Raw genomic sequence first — 18,267 nt, forward strand, 5'->3', positions numbered from 1 at the left:
CTTATTTGATGTCTTGCACGTTCATCACCAGTTCATTCCACTTGCGCTGGTTTTCGATGTCATGCTGAAGGCCTTGGTCATCGGCAATGGTGAAGCGTTTTAGCGCAGGTGTTTTGCTGGTTGCTTGGTACAGCCAGTAAGCTTCTGCTTTAAGGGCTTCATCGATTGGCTTGTCGATAGACTCATAAACCGCCTGTTTACACGCATTGATCGATTCTGCAGGGAATTGCGCGATACGGTTCGCTAGGTTATCAACGTATTCACCGATCTCTTCAGGATCAAGCGCTAGGTTGATGGTGCCCATTCGTTCTGCTTCATCAGCATCAAAGTCACGTGCGCTAAGGATGATTTCCAATGCACGGCCAAGGCCAGTTTGACGAGCCATGCGTGACGCTCCGCCACCACAAGGCAAGATGCCCATACCCACTTCCATTTGCATGAACTTGAATTTGCCTCGTGCAGCGAAACGCATGTCCAGAGCAAGTGCCAACTCATGGCCGCCTCCACGAGCAAAACCTTCTAGCTTCGCGATGGTGGCTTGTGGAACCTTGCTGATGCGCTCACAAACTGATTGCAGGTCTAGAAGCTGAGCTTCGTCGCGAGACACTGCTTCATCAGACATGTCTTTGAGCAGTTCAGTATCATAGTGGCATACCCAAATTTCTGGATTTGCCGACTGAAACACGACGACTTTTGTGTTTCGGTCACGCTCTAGGCGCATTGCGAGGCTGTTAAGGTCCGCCAGCATTTCTTGCCCTTGAACGTTCACAGTGCCGAAGTCAAACGTGACGGTAAGAATGCCGTTGTTCTGCTCGGTGGTGAAGGTGGTAAAGCCTGCGTATTTCATAATTACATCCTTTTTATTAGCGTTATTGTTTTTGGTGTTACACCTAGTTGTGTTGAGCCACTTAGGTTTTCGTCGAGCGAAACTTACGCATATCTCACGAGGGTTCGGGTTTCTATGCTCATCCGCGGTGCGCTTACATCGGATTGACCGACAATATCTAGCGCACTGTGCGCAAGATAAGGGCGACCTTGATTGTCGTAAACGTTGAAAATCACCACCTCATCGGAACGCATGTTGGATTGATAAAACCACTCGTGCTTGGGGTTTGCAGCAACGCCGAGAATTTCACCTCGGCGGTCGGGATAGACTAAATCGATGGTCATCCAATCGTCGGTGTCCATGGATTTGGGATGGATAAAACCGAGGGGCGACGTTGTGATAACGGCACTTATCGGACGCCACACATTGATGAACGCAAACTCGCCTCGTTGAAATTCCTGCGCCCGTTGCTCGCCCACTAAGTTGACCAAGCGTTGGTTTGCGCCTTCAGGGCTGTAATCGTTGTGAACATTTCTAGCGGGTTGACGCGCTGAATTCTGGTCATCAATTCTGACGGTGTGGTCAAACACAATGACTTCCTGCGCATCTAATTGCTGTGTGAGCAGCGCTTGAATTTCTTGGTCATAAGCAGGTTGCCATGCACGGTCTTCGCCAAATTCAGTCACAGCAGAAGGAGTAGTCACAAACGTGATGCCGTCGTTGGCAAAGTTCACGTTGCTGGCGTCATCTCTGTTGTCTCTGACATTGACTTGCGTGGGCACCAACTCTGGCACGATTAAATTGCCAGTGATGCCATCGACATCAAACTGAAAGGCTTGCGCTTCGTCGCTTTGCACGTGGTAATTCACAGAGGCTTTGAGGGTCATCATTCAGGTCTCCACACCATGGTTATGCGGTAAAAATCCGTCGCCGCAAGGTATGGAATAAAGCTTAATCATTTAGCTAAGGCTAATAAATGACCAGTAAAATGAATCAGAATTCGGGTTTTAAATATAATCAAGTCAGATCAGAGTCAGCGTCGAGGCCGATGAGAGATCACTCGTGCTCTGTTGGTGCGTGTTCTGCTGATGCCCAGTGCTTTGTAAAAACACGATGGGCAAGGCTGGGCATTCTGATGTGGCAGGCAGGAGAGGTAGATAGGAGCATTAGCTAGGGGAGGCCTTGTTGATCAAATCGTTCAGCTAATGGATTGATCCTGTTTTAGTTTTAATGGCCTAACCCGTTGATTTTCTAGCAGGTATACCGAGTCTTATGATTTTGTTCATTGCCTTGACGTTCGCTAACGCTTCTCCGACTTGTGCGTTGTAATCTCTTAACGTCAGTTTTGGACTGAGTAGCTGCTTATAGCGGTACATCGCCGTTTCTGACAATGACCGTTTATGATAGCCACTGTCCTGTTTCCACGCGGTAAGTTCGCCCGATTTTAGCGCTCTTACCGCGGTGTTTCGAGGATGCCCTTCCTCCCAAAAACCTGCGTTACTTCTCGGAGGAATGGTGGGTGTTATCCCCTTATTTTTCAACACACAATGGCACGCTTTGGTATCATAAGCACCGTCAGCGCTCACTTGTTTAATCTTTCGACGAAGCGGGTTCAACAACGTCGGTAAGACTTCATTATCACCAACACTATCCAAGCTCACTTCAGCAGCGATGGTCTCGTGCGTAGCGGCATCAATAGCGAGATGCAACTTACGCCATACTCGGCGTTTTTCTTTACCATGCTTACGCATTTTCCATTCACCTTCCCCATACACTTTTAGACCAGTGGCATCGATGACGACATGAACGATAGGCCCGCGGCTTGGAGAACGGTAGTGAACTTCGACGGTTTTTGCTCGCTTGCTAATACAACTATAAGAAGGCGACTTCAGCGGTACATCCATGAGCATAAACAGCGAGTTAATAAATCCTTCGAGTGCGCGCAAAGGGAGCTTGAAAACCCCTTTAATCATCAATGCCGTCTCGATCGATACATCACTGAATTGAAAACCCCGACCGCGCTTCCCATGGTGTTTATTGCAGCGCCAAGATTTGATGGCAGCAGCATCAATCCAAAAAGTGACCGAGCCACGATTTTTCAGGGCTTGGTTGTATTCTTTCCAGTTGCTGATCTTGTGCTTGGATTTGCCCATCATCATCTACCTGTTTGAGGTCCTGATGATCTGATCGCTGCTATTAGGATTAGTTCAATGATTTAGGAAACAACGCCGATCAGAACTGTTATGGCAGCGCAAAAAGCCTCTGTCGCGGTATTGTTCAGCCCAGTCAGTATGCGCTATGCCGCGAATTTCGATGAATATCAGCTGTTCCAATCCCACATTCCCACAACCATGATGATTGTACCAATAGAAGGGCCCGTTGCAGTTTTCGGCGCAAGTCAGCGGCATCATCCAAATATCGACATCTATCAGCCCTCTCGAATGGCGACTCCTTTCGACGGTGGCCTCGATTTTACCGAGAGCTGTCGAGCCATTGTTGAAGACATTGAACAAACACTTAAACAAAACAACCTTTCGGATGCAGGCTTTCATATTGCACTAGAACGAACCTCACCAATACTTAGCCGCTTACTGATTGAAAAGGGCTACTCATTAATTGATGGCGAAGCCTTGGTTGAATCTGCGCGCATGATAAAGCACCCGACGGAAATACAATGCCTTCGACATACCATCGATGTTGCACAGCATGGAATGGATAAAATGCGGGAATATCTTCGACCGGGCCTCACTGAATTGCAGGTATGGTCGATATTACATCAGGTTAACATTGCGCATGGCGGTGATTGGATAGATGGCCGGATGCTCGCATCTGGCCCAAGAACCAATCCATGGCTTCAGGAGGCAACGCACCGCAAAATTGCGCCGGGAGATACCGTTGCTTTCGATTCAGATATGGTCGGACCGAATGGCTATCTTGCTGATATTTCGAGAACCTGGGTATGCGGCGGAGGGAATGGCAGCCAATCGCAAAGAGAAGCTTATCGACATTCATACGACGAAATTCATCACAACATGTCCTTGTTAAAACCAGGCGTGGGGTTTGCAGAGCTGACCGAGCGTGCCTTTAAAAGAGCCGAAAAGTTCAGAGATAGACGTTATGTCTGTGCATTTCATGGTGTCGGGTTGTGCGATGAATTTCCCAAGATCTACTACCCCGAAGATGCACGCTATAACAATTGCCCCGGTGAACTGCAGGAAAATATGGTTTTATCGGTAGAAAGTTACTCAGGCGCCGAAGGCGAGCCCGACGGCGTAAAATTGGAAGAAATGGTCTTGATAACGGCGACAGGTTTTGAGCGTTTGTCGACCTATCCATTCGAAACAGAGTTGTTAGCTTAATCCACCCCTTTACTACACCCTCATGCCCCAAGCTTTTTGTATACTCTCGCTTTAGGTTGTAAAGCAAACCCCAAACTCAAAAGACCGCCAACTCTTATACAAAGAGCCGACGGCCTTTGTCGTATCTAGAATCAGCTAGTTCAGCAACAATCCCTGCACCTGCGCTTTCGCCACATGGCGGTCTACCGTATCTGAGTTCATTGATTCACCAATATTCACTTCAAGTTTTGACCAAAAGCGCGCGGGGCGGTTAGAAGCGCCCATTATGATCAGCGCATCAACATAACTGACGTGGTTCGCGACAATCAGAGCGGCACCTTCTGTGGGAATGTGTTGGCGACCCTTTACGGATACGCGGTACATGCAATGGCTCAACAAGTAGCTGATAAAACGTTGCGTAAATTCGGGTACTTGGCGGTAAACAATCAAGGCGACGATAAAGTTGCCCACTGCCATGAAGGCAAACAACTCCACAATTGAAAAGCCCAATACGCTCAACACCAGAATAGAAACCACGGCAGAGGCCACCATAAACAGTGCATTCATGATGTTGTTTGCTGCGATAGATTGCGCGCATTCGCCTTCCGCAGAGCGTGATTGAATGAAAGCATACAAAGGCACAATAAACACACCGCCACTCACACCCACAAAGAACAGATCAATCATCACTCTGTGATGCATGGATTGCGCTAAGAACTCCTGAACATTGTAAAATTGAGCGGGAAACGATTCGATGCTCGGGACTGCCCACAACAAATCGCCTGTGAACAAGGTTAACCCTAAAATACCAAAGGGAAGCACACCCAGCTCGACTTGGTTGAACGACAACTTTTCACACAACCATGAACCAGATGCAACACCTATTGAGAACAGCGCCAGTAGCAATGAGACCACGGTGCTGTCTGCATGCAGATGTTCACGCGCAAAATTCGGGAACTGCGTTAAGTAGGTTGCGCCTATAAACCAGAACCAACTGATGGCGAGAATAGCCATCCAGATCCCACGCTGTTTGGTGGAAATCCTCAGTGTTTTCTTTAGCCCTGATATCGGATCGAAACTTACTGTTCTAGGCTGTTTACTTGCCATGGAAGGAATACGCAGGCTGCTTATTAATCCCAAAACAGAAAGCGCAATGACAATGCAAGAGGCGAAGAATACACCGTTGGGAACGGCAAGCAGAAGACCCGCACTCAGTGTGCCGATAAGAATAGAAAGGAACGTGCCCATCTCGACCCACGCATTGCCTTTTACTAGCTCGTCCGGTTTCAACGCTTGAGGCAGCAGTGCGTATTTTACGGGGCCAAAGTACGCGGATTGTGTGCCAGTCATGAATAGTAGGGCCAGCATAAGCAAGACACTCTGTGTCATGATCGCCACTGCCGCACACATCATAATAACCAACTCAACCATTTTCAAACGGCGTATGAGCGTGGCTTTGTCCATGCTGTCTGCCACGGCTCCTGCATGCGCAGAAAATAAAAAGAAAGGAAGAATGAAAAGGCCAGCGGCTAAGTTAATGAAGAGGTCAACAGGCATTGGCAGTGCGTCGATCTGGCTGTAGGTCACCATCAACAACAGCACGTTTTTGTAGATGTTGTCATTGAGTGCGGCCCAGTTTGGTTACAGCGGGGCAGTGTTGGGCGTGGGGACTTTGCTAGGTAGTGCCTTAAGTAAAATGTTGATCGCTCGCAACGTGTCGCAACTTTATCTGCTTTGGGGATCGGTATTGCTTTTAACGGCAGGCGCATTTGGAGTGCATGCTTTGCTGGATTCCATTTGGTTTTTGGCACCCATGACACTGGTTGTGATGGCTTTTGGCATCGCGATTCCAAACGTACTGAGTGTCGCTTTGATTGAGTATAAGCAACAGGCTGGCAGCGCGGGTGCTGTGTTTGGCTTGATGTTTACTTGATGATCGGCTGTGGTTTAGCGTTGGCAGGGGCAATCCAACACTTGGGCGCTGTGCTGATTGCATGCAGTATTATAGCGGTGTTCGTAACCTTGTCTTGTTGGAAAGGTGGCGAGCGCTGATGCTTTGAATCGAAAGGTCAAAGGCAGGCAATGTAGATATAGCCAATACATAGCGAGTGTAGGCCAAATTTGCCACCAAGCCAGAAGGCTTGGTGGGCGGTCTTCACGCAATGGGTAAAACGTTACCGTCAAACGAACGTGAAGTGGTCTTCTGTGATGTTTGCTGCGTCTGTGTTATTCAGTGTGATGGTAAACGGTCCTTCATCGAAAAAGGTGTTGCCTACAGTAGCTTCAATGACAGTATCGTCACCTTGTTGAGTGATTTGCAGCTGGCTGTAACTTAACGTCGCATCATGTAAGTTGAACGCAATCGTGTCATTGTTCACTTCGAAGTCTGTAATGGTGTCGTGCCCGAAGTCATTGTTGAGTCGTTCAGTATAGGTCCCACTCCAATCATAGAATTGGAACAAGAAGGTGTCACTGCCTTCACCGCCAGTCAAAGTGTCATTGCCTCTTTGTCCTTGGAGCGTATCGTTTCCTTTACCGCCGTCTAGCGCAATTCCATCGCTTTTCAGACCTTCGATATGGTCGTTGAAATCTGTGCCTACAACGTCTGCACCTTTCAGAATGAATTCTACATTTTCTGCATTGAACTCAGATGCCTCGGTATTTTTCAGCGTGAAAGTATGTGCGTCATCGATGCTAAGTACGACATTGGAACCAGACTGAGTAAATTGCAGCGATGACAGGTCAAGATCTTCGGAACCGAAGACTCGATGCGAAATGACGAGCGCATCTTCGGCGGCATTGAAATCTCGGATCGTATGGTCGTAATCACCAAAAACGGCGTTATTGTTGACGACAAGCTGTTCGTGATAAACGCCTTCGGTATAGGCAAACCAGTCACCGATGTAGAAGGTATCTGAACCTTGTCCACCAATTAACAGGTCGCTTCCTAACCCTGCGTAGAGTTGGTCGTCACCGTTACCACCATTCAATATGTCTTTGTTAAACTCATCGGCATCATCCTGCCCTGCGATAAGAATGTCGTTTCCATCTTCCCCTTTCAGAACATCCCCGTGTTCTCCCCCGATAAGTATGTCATCTCCTTTTCCGCCGCTGAGCTTGTCATTTCCTTTTCGGCCAATCAGAGTGTCATCACCATCTCCTCCAACGAACACTTCGTGATCGATATCTCGAAAGTTTGCAGTGTGTATGCTGAAGGAAATGTCGTTGGCAATTGAAATATCAGCCGCATTGACATCCAGCAGGATCATCGTGCGGCCATTGATGGTGACTATCGTATTATCACCGTCTTGGGCGATATCAACATCATATGCTGAGGCATCAATGTTTAGACCCTCGCGCGCTACTTCAACTGCAACCCTCAGATTGTCGACGCCGACTTGATAGTCGGTGATATACCGTGGGGTTGAGCCGTAAGTTTGAAAAACAAAAATGTCTTCGCCAGCACCGCCTGTGGAAACGCCCGTAACAATAACGGTGTCATCTCCGTCGCCGCCCCCTGTGTATTTAAATTCTCTGATCCCCCAGCTTTCGACGATCTGATCGTCGGCTGAGCTAAACCCGAGGCGTTTATCAATGGATTGAGGGGAGAAGCTAAACGAACTGCTGTGCTCGGTCGAGGCATCAAACGAAAAGTGCGCAGAGGTGAGAGAGGCAGCATCTGTGTTGTTCAGGGTGATGGTTGAATCTTCTGCGAGTGTTATGACCGTGGTACTGCCCACTTGCTCTATCGACAGTTCGCTGAAATTAGACGCAAGCCGCGTATCAATGCTTATCACATCGTTATCAAGTTCAAAATCAACTATGCGGTCGTGACCCGTCCTGACTGTTTCAACCAAATCTGAGTATCGGAATAGGACATTGGCGCCAAAGAAGAATGTATCACTTCCAGTGCCACCAAAGAGCATTTGATCGTTGTGGTTACCCGCCAGCAAGTCATTGCCATCGCCGCCCAACAAGCGAGTACCTTGGCCAAGGCTACCAACAACCACTAATGTGTCATCACCGACGCCACCTAACACGCTGTCATGGTTGCCGAGACTGATCAGCATGTCATTTCCCGAGCCGCCACGAAGCGTATCGTTTCCATACCCTTCGATCCAATCGTTGCCTTTTCCTCCAATCAGGGTGTATGTCGTATCGACATTGCCGATAAGGGTGTCATTACCCGCACCACCGACCGCTCTTTCACTGTTTGTAATGAAGTCGTTTCCGCTGCCGCCAAAGGCTTGGTCAACACCAGTGCCACCTTGGATCGTATCGTTCCCACTGCCACCAGATATAAAATCATTTCCGCCATTGCCATACAGCTTGTCGCTCCCGCCAAGTCCGTACAGAAAATCGTTGCCATCTGTACCTTCTAGCTTGTCGTAACCTTCTGTGCCAGTTTGGGTTAGTTCGGTTTCTGCTGAATAAAGAAATTGAGGTTGAGTCGGTAGTTCGGTGTCAATAGGGGATGAATCGTCCATAAAATGCGCATCATTTGATGACATGGCTTACTCCATAAATACTCTATTGTTGAGGGCAATACGAGCTGTTTTGCCTAGTGCTAGCAAACATTAAATCGTGCATAGGTAGGTAGCGTTGTCTCAAATTCTAGATATATAGAAGTTTGCTGAAACGCATGAGTAAATGACGAAAATGAGGACGAACAAAAACGGAGTCTAGGTGAGTAGACTCCGTCTTTTGAATGGCAGTGAGTTTGCGCTTAACACAACGCCTGCCAGTTTTGTTTGCTGTGCTTAATCGACGGTGACGACAACTTTTCCGATTGCCTTACCGCTGGCTAGGCGTTCATGCGCTTGGCCTACTTGAGAGAGGTTAAACGTACCATCGTCTAGAAGTGGCTTCAGGCCGCCAGACTCAGCAATCGCAGTCATCTCTTTCAAAATGTTGCCATGCACTTCTCGACCTTGATTGTGTAGCATCGGCAATAGCATAAACACGACGTGCAACGACAAGCCTTTAAAGTGCATAGTGGTGAGGTCAATTTCTAGCAGAGAAACTGTCGAAGATACATGCATTAAATTACCCGTGATGCCATCGACATCAAACTGAAAGGCTTGCGCTTCATCGCTTTGCACGTGGTAATTCACAGAGGCTTTGAGGGTCATCATTCAGGTCTCCACACCATGGTTATGCGGTAAAAATCCGTCGCCGCAAGGTATGGAATAAAGCTTAATCATTTAGCTAAGGCTAATAAATGATCAGTAAAATGAATCAGAATTCGGATTTTAAATATAATCAAGTCAGATCAGAGTCAGCGTCGAGGCCGATGAGAGATCACTCGTGCTCTGTTGATGCGTGTTCTGCTGATGCCCAGTGCTTTGTAAGAACACGATGCGCAAGGCTGAGCATTTTGACGTGGCAGGCAGAAGAGGTAGATAGGAGCAGTAGACAGGAGAAGCACTGACGAGAAATAGGCAGAAGAGCGCTACTCATTGCTCCCAATGATCATTGATAAAACTGGCACCTTGAAGCGATTGAATCACGGTTTCCAACACAGGGCCTACGGCGTGGCGACGGGAAACCAAGCAGCCTACCGAGGTCATCCAACCGCTGTATTCATGGGCAACGGGTAGGGCGATCACGTCGCCTTTTTCTATGAAGGATTTCGCCGAAAGCTCGGGCACGTTCGCCCATCCCACGCCTTTACTGACTAGCTCAACCAAGGTTTGGTGGGTATTGGCGTACCACATTTTTGAACTGATGCCGTAGCTGAACCAAAGCTCCTTGTGCTCTGCGCTGCGGTGCACGCATTGGCGATACCGCTTTAAATCTGCGTCATGAACAACAGGCAGTGTCGCCAATTCATGATGAGATGCTGCAATGGTCAAAAACCGCGCTTGTCCGAGCAAAAAGAAATCCATATCCACTTTCAATTCACCATCCGCGTAGATGATCCCCACATGAGCTTTGCCTTCTCGCACTAAGTCTTCCACATCAAACGTAGAGGCGGTGATGATATCGAAATGCGTGATAGGAAAGGCGTCTGACAGCGGCGCAAGAATGGCTAAGAGATTCGCGTCGATCAGGCTTTCATCAACGGCAATCACTACCTCATGCTCGTGTTCTTGGGTTAGGGATTCGACTTTCTGATCGAAGTACTTTTGTTGATGAAGAATGGATTGGGCGATGGGTAATAGCGCCTTGCCATTATCGGTCAGCACGGGGGTGTTTTTCTCGCGATTAAACAGCTCCTGATCAATGGCGATTTCAAGGTTCGCGATGGCTTGGCTCACACCAGATTGGGCGCGTTTCAATTTGCGAGCGGCGGCAGAGAAGGAGCCGCTTTCGCAGACCGTCACGAATATCTTTAATTGTTCGAAGCTGTACATGATGACACCACGGAAGAAGGCTATGCATTTTAACTAGGTAATGCATTCAAACTAAGTTCTCAAGCTAAGTACTCAAGCTATCACTAATCGTGATGGCTGTTAACTTTGTTTATTGTTTTTTCCTGCCATAATCGCCACCTCGCAATCTTGGCTATCTTTCTTTTTGAGTTACCTATGACCACCTTAGAACGCATTTTTCATTCTGTTTTATTCGAAGCACTCGCTATCACTTTCTCGGTGATTGGTTTGTCTATCTTTACCGATCACGATCTGAAAGCACTATCAGGAACCATGATAGTTGTGGCGACCATCGCCATGATTTGGAATTATTTCTTCAACCTGACGTTCGATCACTTCGTGAAAGGCGAGAAAACGGAACGCTCATTTGGCACTCGGGTTTCCCATGTCTTGCTGTTTGAAGGCGGGTTGTTGTTTTTCACCATCCCTGTGATGGCGTACTTGTTGAACGTGAACCTGTGGGATGCGTTCATCATGGACATTGTCGTGACCATCTTCATTACGATTTACGCGTTTTTGTTCAACCTGACTTATGACCATGCTCGTGTGTTCATTCTTCAGCAACGTCAAGTGAGCGTGTAACGTTTACGGACATTGAAACGAGAAAAAGCCCATCGCGTTGTTAACGGAAAATCGTTAACCAGCGGCGGGCTTTTTTGTCTTTGCTAGGCTCGTGACTGTTTTAGAAGACCAGTTCGAGAAAGACCAGCTAGCTACAGACCTTTATTACTTCGCGACTTTCCCGAGCTTCGTCCAGGTATCAACCACAGTATCTGGGTTCAACGATACAGAGCTAATGCCTTGCGCCATTAGCCACTCTGCTAGGTCGTCATGATCTGACGGGCCTTGACCGCAAATGCCGACGTATTTGCCAGCGCGTGTTGCCGCATCAATCGCCATTTTCAGCATGGCTTTCACTGCCGGGTTACGCTCATCAAACAAGTGCGCGACATCGCCTGAATCGCGATCCAAGCCCAGTGTTAGCTGTGTCATGTCGTTTGAACCAATCGAGAAGCCGTCAAAGTACTTCAAGAAGTCATCCGCCAGCACGGCGTTTGATGGCAGTTCACACATCATGATGACTTTCAGACCTTGTTCGCCACGGCGGAGATCGAACTTCGCCAGCAAGTCATTTACTTCTGCCGCTTCGCCCGTGGTGCGAACGAATGGGATCATGATTTCAACGTTCTTGAGTGCCATCTCATTGCGCACGCGCTTGATGGCTTGCGTTTCCAACTCGAAGCAATCTTCAAACACGGGCGAGATGTAACGCGACGCGCCGCGGAAGCCCAACATCGGGTTTTCTTCATGCGGTTCAAACTTACTGCCGCCAATAAGGTTGCTGTATTCGTTCGATTTGAAATCTGACATACGCACGATGACGCGCTTCGGCCAGAATGCGGCTGCGATGGTGGCGATCCCTTCCGTCAGTTTGCTCACGTAGAAATCGACAGGATCTTTGTAGCCGCGAATGCGTTCATTGATTTGCGCTTTCAGCTCGTCACTTTGCGCGTCAAAGTTCAACAGGGCTTTCGGGTGAATACCGATCATTTTGTTGATGATGAACTCTAAGCGCGCAAGGCCAACGCCTTCGTTTGGAATTTGCGCAAAGTCGAAGGCGCGGTCAGGATTACCAACATTCATCATCACTTTGGTGGGCAACAATGGCAGTTCATCAACCGCGGATTGACGCACCACGAAGTCGAGCTTGCCGTCGTAGACATAACCGGTTTCGCCTTCAGCACACGAAATGGTGACTTCCGCGCCGTCGCTCAGTTTGCTGGTGGCATCGCCACAACCCACGATGGCAGGAATGCCCAACTCACGAGCAATGATCGCAGCGTGACATGTGCGGCCGCCGCGATTGGTGACGATTGCTGCGGCTTTCTTCATCACAGGTTCCCAATCAGGGTCTGTCATGTCGGTGACGAGCACGTCGCCTTCTTCCACTAACGACATTTCATCCAGCGAGGCGACAACGCGCACGCCGCCACTGCCGATGCGTTGGCCAATGGCGCGGCCTTCAACTAGCACACCCGCTTTGTCGTTCAGCTCGTAGCGCTCGATGATGTTGCCGTTCTTTTGCGAACATACGGTTTCAGGGCGCGCTTGTACGATGTAAAGCTTGCCGTCGATGCCGTCTTTCGCCCACTCAATGTCCATCGCACGTTGGTAGTGCTTTTCGATGATCATGGCTTGTTTGGCAAGTTCTGCGATTTCATCGTCAGTGAGTGAGAATTGGTTTTGTTCTTCTGGAGAGGTATCAACGATCTCGACTTGCTTGCCAATTACCTGGCTGTCGGCATAAATCATCTTGATAAGTTTCGAGCCAAAAGTGCGCTTAACCACCGCGGGCGTGCCGGCTTCTAGCAGCGGCTTGTGCACGTAAAACTCATCAGGGTTCACTGCGCCTTGTACGACCATCTCGCCCAATCCCCATGACGAGGTAATGAACACCACTTGGTCGAAGCCCGATTCCGTATCTAGCGTGAACATCACGCCGGAAGAGGCTTGGTCAGAACGCACCATGCGTTGAATACCCGCAGAGAGCGAGATACCGCGGTGGTCAAACCCTTGGTGAACGCGATAAGAAATCGCGCGGTCATTAAACAGTGACGCGAAAACGTGTTTAGTGGCTTCCAGTACCGCATCAATGCCTTTCACATTGAGGAAGGTTTCTTGCTGGCCTGCGAAAGACGCATCTGGTAAATCTTCGGCGGTGGCAGAGGAACGTACAGCGACAGAAAGCTCCGAATTTCCATCAACTAACGTTTCATAGTTATCACGAATATCCTGCTCGAGATCCGCAGGGAAGGGGGCATCTAAAACCCATTGGCGAATAGTAGCGCCGGCTTTGCGCAGTGCATCGACGTCTTCAACATCGAGTTCATCAAGGATCTGATGAATGCGTTCGTCTAGCCCTTCAAAATCAAGAAACTGGTTAAACGCATACGAGGTGGTTGCATACCCGTTTGGCACAGATACGCCCGCGTTGGCGAGGTTTGACACCATTTCGCCGAGGGACGCATTCTTGCCGCCGACTTTGTCGACATCATCCATTGATAGGGAATCGAACCACAGGGTGTTCTTTTGCATTTCTTTCTCCAGAAATAGTGCAGCAATTGGGATTTTAGTGACAATCTTGGCCTCTCAAACAATAAAACCATGATGAGTTTTAAAAGCTGTGGAGAGGCACATAGCTTGCCGAGTGTCGTTATTGTTATCGTTGTGTTTATATCCTATGAAAAAATTGCGAGAAGATTAACCATCTATGCACAAAGAAATTCAAAGTCGAGACGTCTTCTATGTTTCGGATGGGACAGCCATCACATGTGAGACATTAGGGCATGTCGTTTTGGGGCAATTCGCGTTTAAGGCGAATGAACAAACCTTTCCGTTTGTGGAAACCGAAGACAAGGTGTGCGAACTGCTAAAACGCATTCAGCACTCTTACGAACGTGATGGAGTGAAGCCGCTGGTTTTCTTTTCGATGGTGATCCCAGAGATCCGCGAGCGCCTGATGGAGGCCCCTGCATTTTTCTATGATGTACTCGAAAGTATGGTGCAACGGGTCGCGGAAGATACGCAGTTAGAGCCAAAGCCAAAATTGCAGCGCTCTCGCAGTGTAGGAAAGGATTCAGATACCTATTTCGATCGTATTTCTGCCATTGAATACACCTTGGCGCATGATGACGGGGTGTCGCTGAGAGATCTCGAACATGCCGACATCATCTTACTGGGCGTGTCTCGCAGCGGGAAAACGCCCACCAGTTTGTACATGGCCATGCAGTTTGGCCTGCGGGTCGTGAATTACCCGTTTATTGCGGAAGACATGAAGTTACTGCGCTTGTTACCTGAATTTGAATTTCATCGACACAAGCTGTTTGGATTGACCATAGACGCAGAGCGATTGACTCAGATACGCGAGAACCGTCTGTCTGGCAGCGAATACGCCAGTACAGAACAGTGTGAGCAGGAAGTGAGTACCATTGAATCACTGTTTCGCCGCGAAGCAATTTCTTACATCAACACCACGGCGCTGTCGGTCGAAGAAATCACCACGCGTGTGCTGGAAAAAACAGGGCTGAAACGGCGCTTGTTCTGATGTATTGGTGCTTTAGTAAAGGCAATTTTCGGTGCTCACGCGGGGTGATTAAGTCTTTCGCTAGCCTTCTAACATGCGTCTACGCCATGGCTGAACATTGCATTCAGACACGTCTTCGTACAAAAAAAGGGGACGTAGAAACTACCCATTGAATTCTCCATTCGATAGTATTGATAAAGCATTCGAATATAGTCTGGAAACAACGTAATTATGAACAGTGCTCCAACACATAAACCACGCCCGATGGTCGACCTTGTCGTCAGCATCGTGATCCCTGCTTTTGTTCTCATGAAGATGAGTGGCGAAAATGAACTAGGTGCGAGCGGTGGTTTGATTTTAGCGCTTAGCTTCCCGCTAGGCTGGGGGCTTTTCGAGTTAGTAAAGTATAAGAAATTCAACTTCATCGCGTTATTGGGTTTGGCAAACGTTCTGCTGACTGGCGGTATTGGCTTACTTGAGCTTGATACCAAATGGTTAGCGATCAAAGAAGCGGCTATTCCCGCCGCCATTGGTCTTGCCGTGCTCGGTTCAACCTTTACATCTTCGCCACTGGTGAAGGCATTGCTTTTCAACCCAAGCGTGATGGACGTGGACAAAATCAATCAGCAATTGCAGCAGCGCAACAGCATGGCCGCGTTTGAACGCCGATTACTGAAAGCCACATATCTGGTAGCGTGCTCTTTTGCATTCTCTGCAACCATGAACTTTATCCTCGCCAAGTGGATTGTAACTAGCCCTGCAGGAACGCCAGAATTTAACGAGCAATTGGGCCAATTAACGCTTTATAGCTACCCGATGATTGCATTGCCATCTACCGTGATGATGATGGGTATCTTCTACTACCTATGGCGCACCATTCACGATCTGACAGGATTAAAACTGGAAGAAGTGTTAGCGAACAGTTCGTCGAAATAAGTCCTCAAAAGGCGAGGGGTCAAGTGCGGCCTCTCGCTTTCTAGTAACAACATTCATTACCTCAACGTCTTCGCTTTTTCCTGCATTCTTTCCTCCTATGAAACCGCACTAATAAAAAGCTGTATTTTAGTTCGTGATGTCCTCAATCAAAAAGCCACTTTGAAACATGATTAATGTGAATCTGTGGACGCAGGTTCATCAACGAGTGGTAATGATACAGCTATAGAAGGCCACGCTATTGGTGAGGGTTGAATGTAACGGAGTTGATTAACATCTAGCTCACTTTTGCCCCAAAACGTGTTAGTAAAAGAAAATAAGGAAACTCTCACATCGAGAGCTTTCGATGAAATTACTAATCCTAAATATGTGGTGTGCAGAAATTCCCATCTTGTCGTACTTTCTTGTTCGTTATTTCATGAAATGTGATTATAATCGTTTAAAAACATAAAGTTATTGAATAGTCTGGTGTTGTTAGATGTGTGCGGAATCCTAAAGAAGGGAAATTTACAACCCTACTTTGGGAGCTAATAAGTTGTTATAAATTTTAAAGGAGTCATGAGTGGCAAGCTCAGGAACATATTATTTAGGTCGAGTATTGAAACTTGGTACTCTCGATCAAGAAAAGTTAATGAATGCAATCAAAGAGCCAGTTTCCTTATCTTATAGAGGTTCATCTTGGACATTCATTGACGTCCGAGAAGTTAAAGGCAACGGGGAACATTATATTTTTGGTCGCCTAAGCAAATACAAGCCATTAGGTGAGGTTACTGTCGTAGATACTCATCGAAGAACAGAAGAAACACAAATTGAACCTAACTTGAAAGTTGCCTCTAGCCCCTTTGTGTATATCCCCTCCCACTCAGGCATTGCGTTTCTTAACACATATAATCACATAGAACAAAAAGCTTTTGTTAATCGTTTTTGTTCTATTATCGAGGAAACTTATCAACGTTTTTTCGTTGATTGTGACATTGAGTTGGTCTCAGACTTACGTTCTTTTGCTGCAAAAGTATCTTCATTGGATGGTATCTATCATGTTAATGCGAAAATATCTCCTCCAAACCCAATGTTTGGCTGCCTTTGGGCAGAGCTAAAAGACTACCTAATCAAGCGAAATACTGACCGTATGACTATCGTTGAAGATGCTCCAGAAAGTCAGCCACTAAATACAGATTTGCCATATCACATTGAAAGAGCAGCTAACCAGACGGCAGATGATCAGTATGTATCAGAAGAGCCTCTTCCGATCGGTGACGCTGCGATACTTATGGCAGCAGATGGCTATGGCCACGGAACAGTCAAAGGGAAAAGAGACAATGAAGTTATAACTATTAAAACATCCGAGACTGTAAAAAACTTTTCCTTCGATAAAAATCCAGAGCCCGAAGCCCTCTATCACAAAGCTCTTGAAATATTTGATGAAATCAAAGAAAAAAGGCACTTAGGTCACTGATGAATCGAATTCTAGATATTTTTCGCTTTACTATTATATCTCCAGAGTTTGTTGTTATTCTTTTGACGACCGTAATGACATATGGTTATCCGGAAGTATTTGTACTTATAGGTGGGAAAATTAAAGGCAATGCTGAACTTTGGAAGTTTATACCCTCACTCCCAGTCATCTTTACTGGCGTGACCTTTAAAGTAGCTCAAAAAGTCCATGCACCTTTAGAAAATACGTCCAACAAGCAACTTTACGAATGGACCTCGTTCAATAAGATCTCTGATCGTATAATGGCATCTTACTTGATTTGTATATTGTGTTGCGCTGCTAGTTTTACAATTTGGTTCTTTATGTCTGAGTTGAGTGAACTAATGTTAGGCTCAATTTTATTGAGCTCAATCCTCATCTCTGGATTAACTACGTTCCAAATTATCTTGGCAGCTCAAAAAATCAGGCAAGTCATAGAGCAATACACATAAAATTTATAACACATATGAGCCCTTCTCAGGTAAATAGGTAATAGCATTCTTTTGGCTGCGTTAGCAGCCGCTGCTCTCGAACAACTAAGCTCTCTACTCCACTTTCCCATATCTGAAGTTATCCGAACTGGGTGGTCACAAACGCAATTCCTAACTCGAAATTATCCAAAAATGCTTTAGGGCGTCACCCTAAACCACCTTCGTCTAAAAACACTTCATACCAATCTAAATCGCCGCCGCCCTCAACAGCTCTACGACACGATGATGTAAGCCCTCAGGTTTGGGAAATAGACGCTTTGAATACAGCCAGCTGGTGTGACTGCCAATGGAGATGAGGCCGCTGTTTATCTTGATGCCGGGGCTGACGTAAATGTCACCGTTTTGCAGTATGTTCCGCGCCATGTCGGGCGAAAGTGTCCAACGGTGACCACTGCGTTTGTTTGGGCGTCGGTCATCCAAATGGCACTCAATGCCGTTGACGGTTTTCTTTAACCATGTGGTTTGGTTGGTGGTTTCAAACAGCTTAATGTCTTCGACATTGGGGTCGATAGGCGCATTCTCGTCCACGACTTCTGATTCCTGATTATCTTCTTTTAAGAACGCTTGCCATGCCAGCCAAGCGCCAAACCCTGCGATGCCAGTTTGTGCGAGCTTGGAAAGTAGGTCGACGGTTTCCATTAACACTTGCCACATGATGTTGCTCCCTCATTCACAACGTTCCTACAAAAGATTGGATGAAAATCAGCGAGTAAGGTGTCCGTTAATTTAGACGCGATGCAGGAAGAC

At 47.3% G+C, this 18,267-nt stretch carries 13 protein-coding genes and 2 pseudogenes; 6 read left to right on the plus strand and 9 right to left on the minus strand.

What is annotated here, in order from left to right:
- Position 1 precedes the first annotated feature (1 nt).
- The 3 genes from Q365_RS0120470 to Q365_RS0120480 form a co-directional block, all read right to left on the minus strand.
- Positions 2 to 847 (minus strand): enoyl-CoA hydratase/isomerase family protein, encoded by an 846-nt coding sequence (locus tag Q365_RS0120470; protein WP_028025106.1) that lies wholly within the window; start codon positions 845 to 847, stop codon positions 2 to 4.
- 83 nt (positions 848 to 930) lie between these two features.
- Positions 931 to 1,716 (minus strand): CmcJ/NvfI family oxidoreductase, encoded by a 786-nt coding sequence (locus tag Q365_RS0120475; RefSeq protein WP_211254271.1) that lies wholly within the window; start codon positions 1,714 to 1,716, stop codon positions 931 to 933.
- Positions 1,717 to 2,061: 345 nt separating this feature from the next.
- Entirely contained in the window at positions 2,062 to 2,979 is a 918-nt protein-coding gene (locus tag Q365_RS0120480) for an IS5 family transposase (protein ID WP_028025108.1), read from the minus strand.
- A gap of 90 nt (positions 2,980 to 3,069) precedes the next feature.
- Here Q365_RS0120480 and Q365_RS25920 point away from each other — a divergent pair, with 90 nt between their 5' ends.
- A complete protein-coding gene (locus Q365_RS25920) occupies positions 3,070 to 4,185 on the plus strand; it encodes a M24 family metallopeptidase (protein WP_035025422.1) in 1,116 nt (371 codons plus the stop codon).
- Positions 4,186 to 4,419: 234 nt separating this feature from the next.
- Here the strand turns inward: Q365_RS25920 and Q365_RS25925 are convergent.
- A pseudogene (locus tag Q365_RS25925) lies at positions 4,420 to 5,793 on the minus strand (MFS transporter); the annotation flags it as partial.
- On the opposite strand from Q365_RS25925, the pseudogene Q365_RS25930 reads away from it, so the two are divergent.
- Positions 5,780 to 6,216, plus strand: a pseudogene (locus Q365_RS25930) (MFS transporter); the annotation flags it as partial. The pseudogenes Q365_RS25925 and Q365_RS25930 sit on opposite strands and share 14 nt — an antisense overlap.
- 128 nt (positions 6,217 to 6,344) lie before the next feature.
- Here the strand turns inward: Q365_RS25930 and Q365_RS0120505 are convergent.
- The 3 genes from Q365_RS0120505 to Q365_RS0120515 form a co-directional block, all read right to left on the minus strand.
- Positions 6,345 to 8,675, minus strand: a complete 2,331-nt coding sequence (locus Q365_RS0120505; RefSeq protein WP_028025110.1) for a calcium-binding protein — start codon at positions 8,673 to 8,675, stop codon at positions 6,345 to 6,347.
- A 249-nt stretch (positions 8,676 to 8,924) separates the two neighbouring features.
- The gene (locus Q365_RS0120510; protein ID WP_028025111.1) at positions 8,925 to 9,299 is read right to left on the minus strand and encodes a zinc-binding dehydrogenase; all 375 of its coding nucleotides are present in this window, start codon (positions 9,297 to 9,299) and stop codon (positions 8,925 to 8,927) included.
- 321 nt (positions 9,300 to 9,620) lie between these two features.
- On the minus strand, positions 9,621 to 10,520 hold the full coding sequence (locus Q365_RS0120515) for a LysR family transcriptional regulator (RefSeq protein ID WP_028025112.1): 900 nt from the start codon (positions 10,518 to 10,520) through the stop codon (positions 9,621 to 9,623).
- Between the two features lie 174 nt (positions 10,521 to 10,694).
- On the opposite strand from Q365_RS0120515, the gene Q365_RS0120520 reads away from it, so the two are divergent.
- On the plus strand, positions 10,695 to 11,120 hold the full coding sequence (locus tag Q365_RS0120520) for a PACE efflux transporter (protein WP_028025113.1): 426 nt from the start codon (positions 10,695 to 10,697) through the stop codon (positions 11,118 to 11,120).
- 144 nt (positions 11,121 to 11,264) lie between these two features.
- Here the strand turns inward: Q365_RS0120520 and ppsA are convergent, their stop codons facing one another.
- A complete protein-coding gene (gene ppsA / locus Q365_RS0120525; RefSeq protein ID WP_028025114.1) occupies positions 11,265 to 13,634 on the minus strand; it encodes a phosphoenolpyruvate synthase in 2,370 nt (789 codons plus the stop codon).
- A gap of 175 nt (positions 13,635 to 13,809) precedes the next feature.
- On the opposite strand from ppsA, the gene ppsR reads away from it, so the two are divergent.
- From ppsR to Q365_RS0120540, 3 genes are all read left to right on the plus strand, one after another.
- Positions 13,810 to 14,643, plus strand: coding sequence for a posphoenolpyruvate synthetase regulatory kinase/phosphorylase PpsR (gene ppsR / locus Q365_RS0120530; protein WP_028025115.1), 834 nt, complete (start codon positions 13,810 to 13,812; stop codon positions 14,641 to 14,643).
- A gap of 210 nt (positions 14,644 to 14,853) precedes the next feature.
- Positions 14,854 to 15,558, plus strand: coding sequence for a VC0807 family protein (locus tag Q365_RS0120535; RefSeq protein WP_028025116.1), 705 nt, complete (start codon positions 14,854 to 14,856; stop codon positions 15,556 to 15,558).
- Between the two features lie 559 nt (positions 15,559 to 16,117).
- Positions 16,118 to 17,011, plus strand: coding sequence for a hypothetical protein (locus Q365_RS0120540; RefSeq protein ID WP_245621586.1), 894 nt, complete (start codon positions 16,118 to 16,120; stop codon positions 17,009 to 17,011).
- Positions 17,012 to 17,706: 695 nt separating this feature from the next.
- On the opposite strand, the gene Q365_RS0120550 is transcribed toward Q365_RS0120540, so the two are convergent.
- Positions 17,707 to 18,174, minus strand: a complete 468-nt coding sequence (locus Q365_RS0120550; protein WP_028025119.1) for a hypothetical protein — start codon at positions 18,172 to 18,174, stop codon at positions 17,707 to 17,709.
- Between the last annotated feature and the right edge of the window lie 93 nt (positions 18,175 to 18,267).

The organism is Enterovibrio calviensis DSM 14347 (assembly GCF_000621165.1).
Lineage (GTDB): Bacteria > Pseudomonadota > Gammaproteobacteria > Enterobacterales > Vibrionaceae > Enterovibrio > Enterovibrio calviensis.

Coding starts and splice junctions, on each gene's coding strand:
- Q365_RS0120470 (WP_028025106.1), bottom strand. CDS start 847: ATGAAATACGCAGGCTTTACCACCTTCACCACCGAGCAGAACAACGGC.
- Q365_RS0120475 (WP_211254271.1), bottom strand. CDS start 1,716: ATGATGACCCTCAAAGCCTCTGTGAATTACCACGTGCAAAGCGACGAA.
- Q365_RS0120480 (WP_028025108.1), bottom strand. CDS start 2,979: ATGGGCAAATCCAAGCACAAGATCAGCAACTGGAAAGAATACAACCAA.
- Q365_RS25920 (WP_035025422.1), top strand. CDS start 3,070: ATGGCAGCGCAAAAAGCCTCTGTCGCGGTATTGTTCAGCCCAGTCAGT.
- Q365_RS0120505 (WP_028025110.1), bottom strand. CDS start 8,675: ATGTCATCAAATGATGCGCATTTTATGGACGATTCATCCCCTATTGAC.
- Q365_RS0120510 (WP_028025111.1), bottom strand. CDS start 9,299: ATGATGACCCTCAAAGCCTCTGTGAATTACCACGTGCAAAGCGATGAA.
- Q365_RS0120515 (WP_028025112.1), bottom strand. CDS start 10,520: ATGTACAGCTTCGAACAATTAAAGATATTCGTGACGGTCTGCGAAAGC.
- Q365_RS0120520 (WP_028025113.1), top strand. CDS start 10,695: ATGACCACCTTAGAACGCATTTTTCATTCTGTTTTATTCGAAGCACTC.
- ppsA (WP_028025114.1), bottom strand. CDS start 13,634: ATGCAAAAGAACACCCTGTGGTTCGATTCCCTATCAATGGATGATGTC.
- ppsR (WP_028025115.1), top strand. CDS start 13,810: ATGCACAAAGAAATTCAAAGTCGAGACGTCTTCTATGTTTCGGATGGG.
- Q365_RS0120535 (WP_028025116.1), top strand. CDS start 14,854: ATGAACAGTGCTCCAACACATAAACCACGCCCGATGGTCGACCTTGTC.
- Q365_RS0120550 (WP_028025119.1), bottom strand. CDS start 18,174: ATGTGGCAAGTGTTAATGGAAACCGTCGACCTACTTTCCAAGCTCGCA.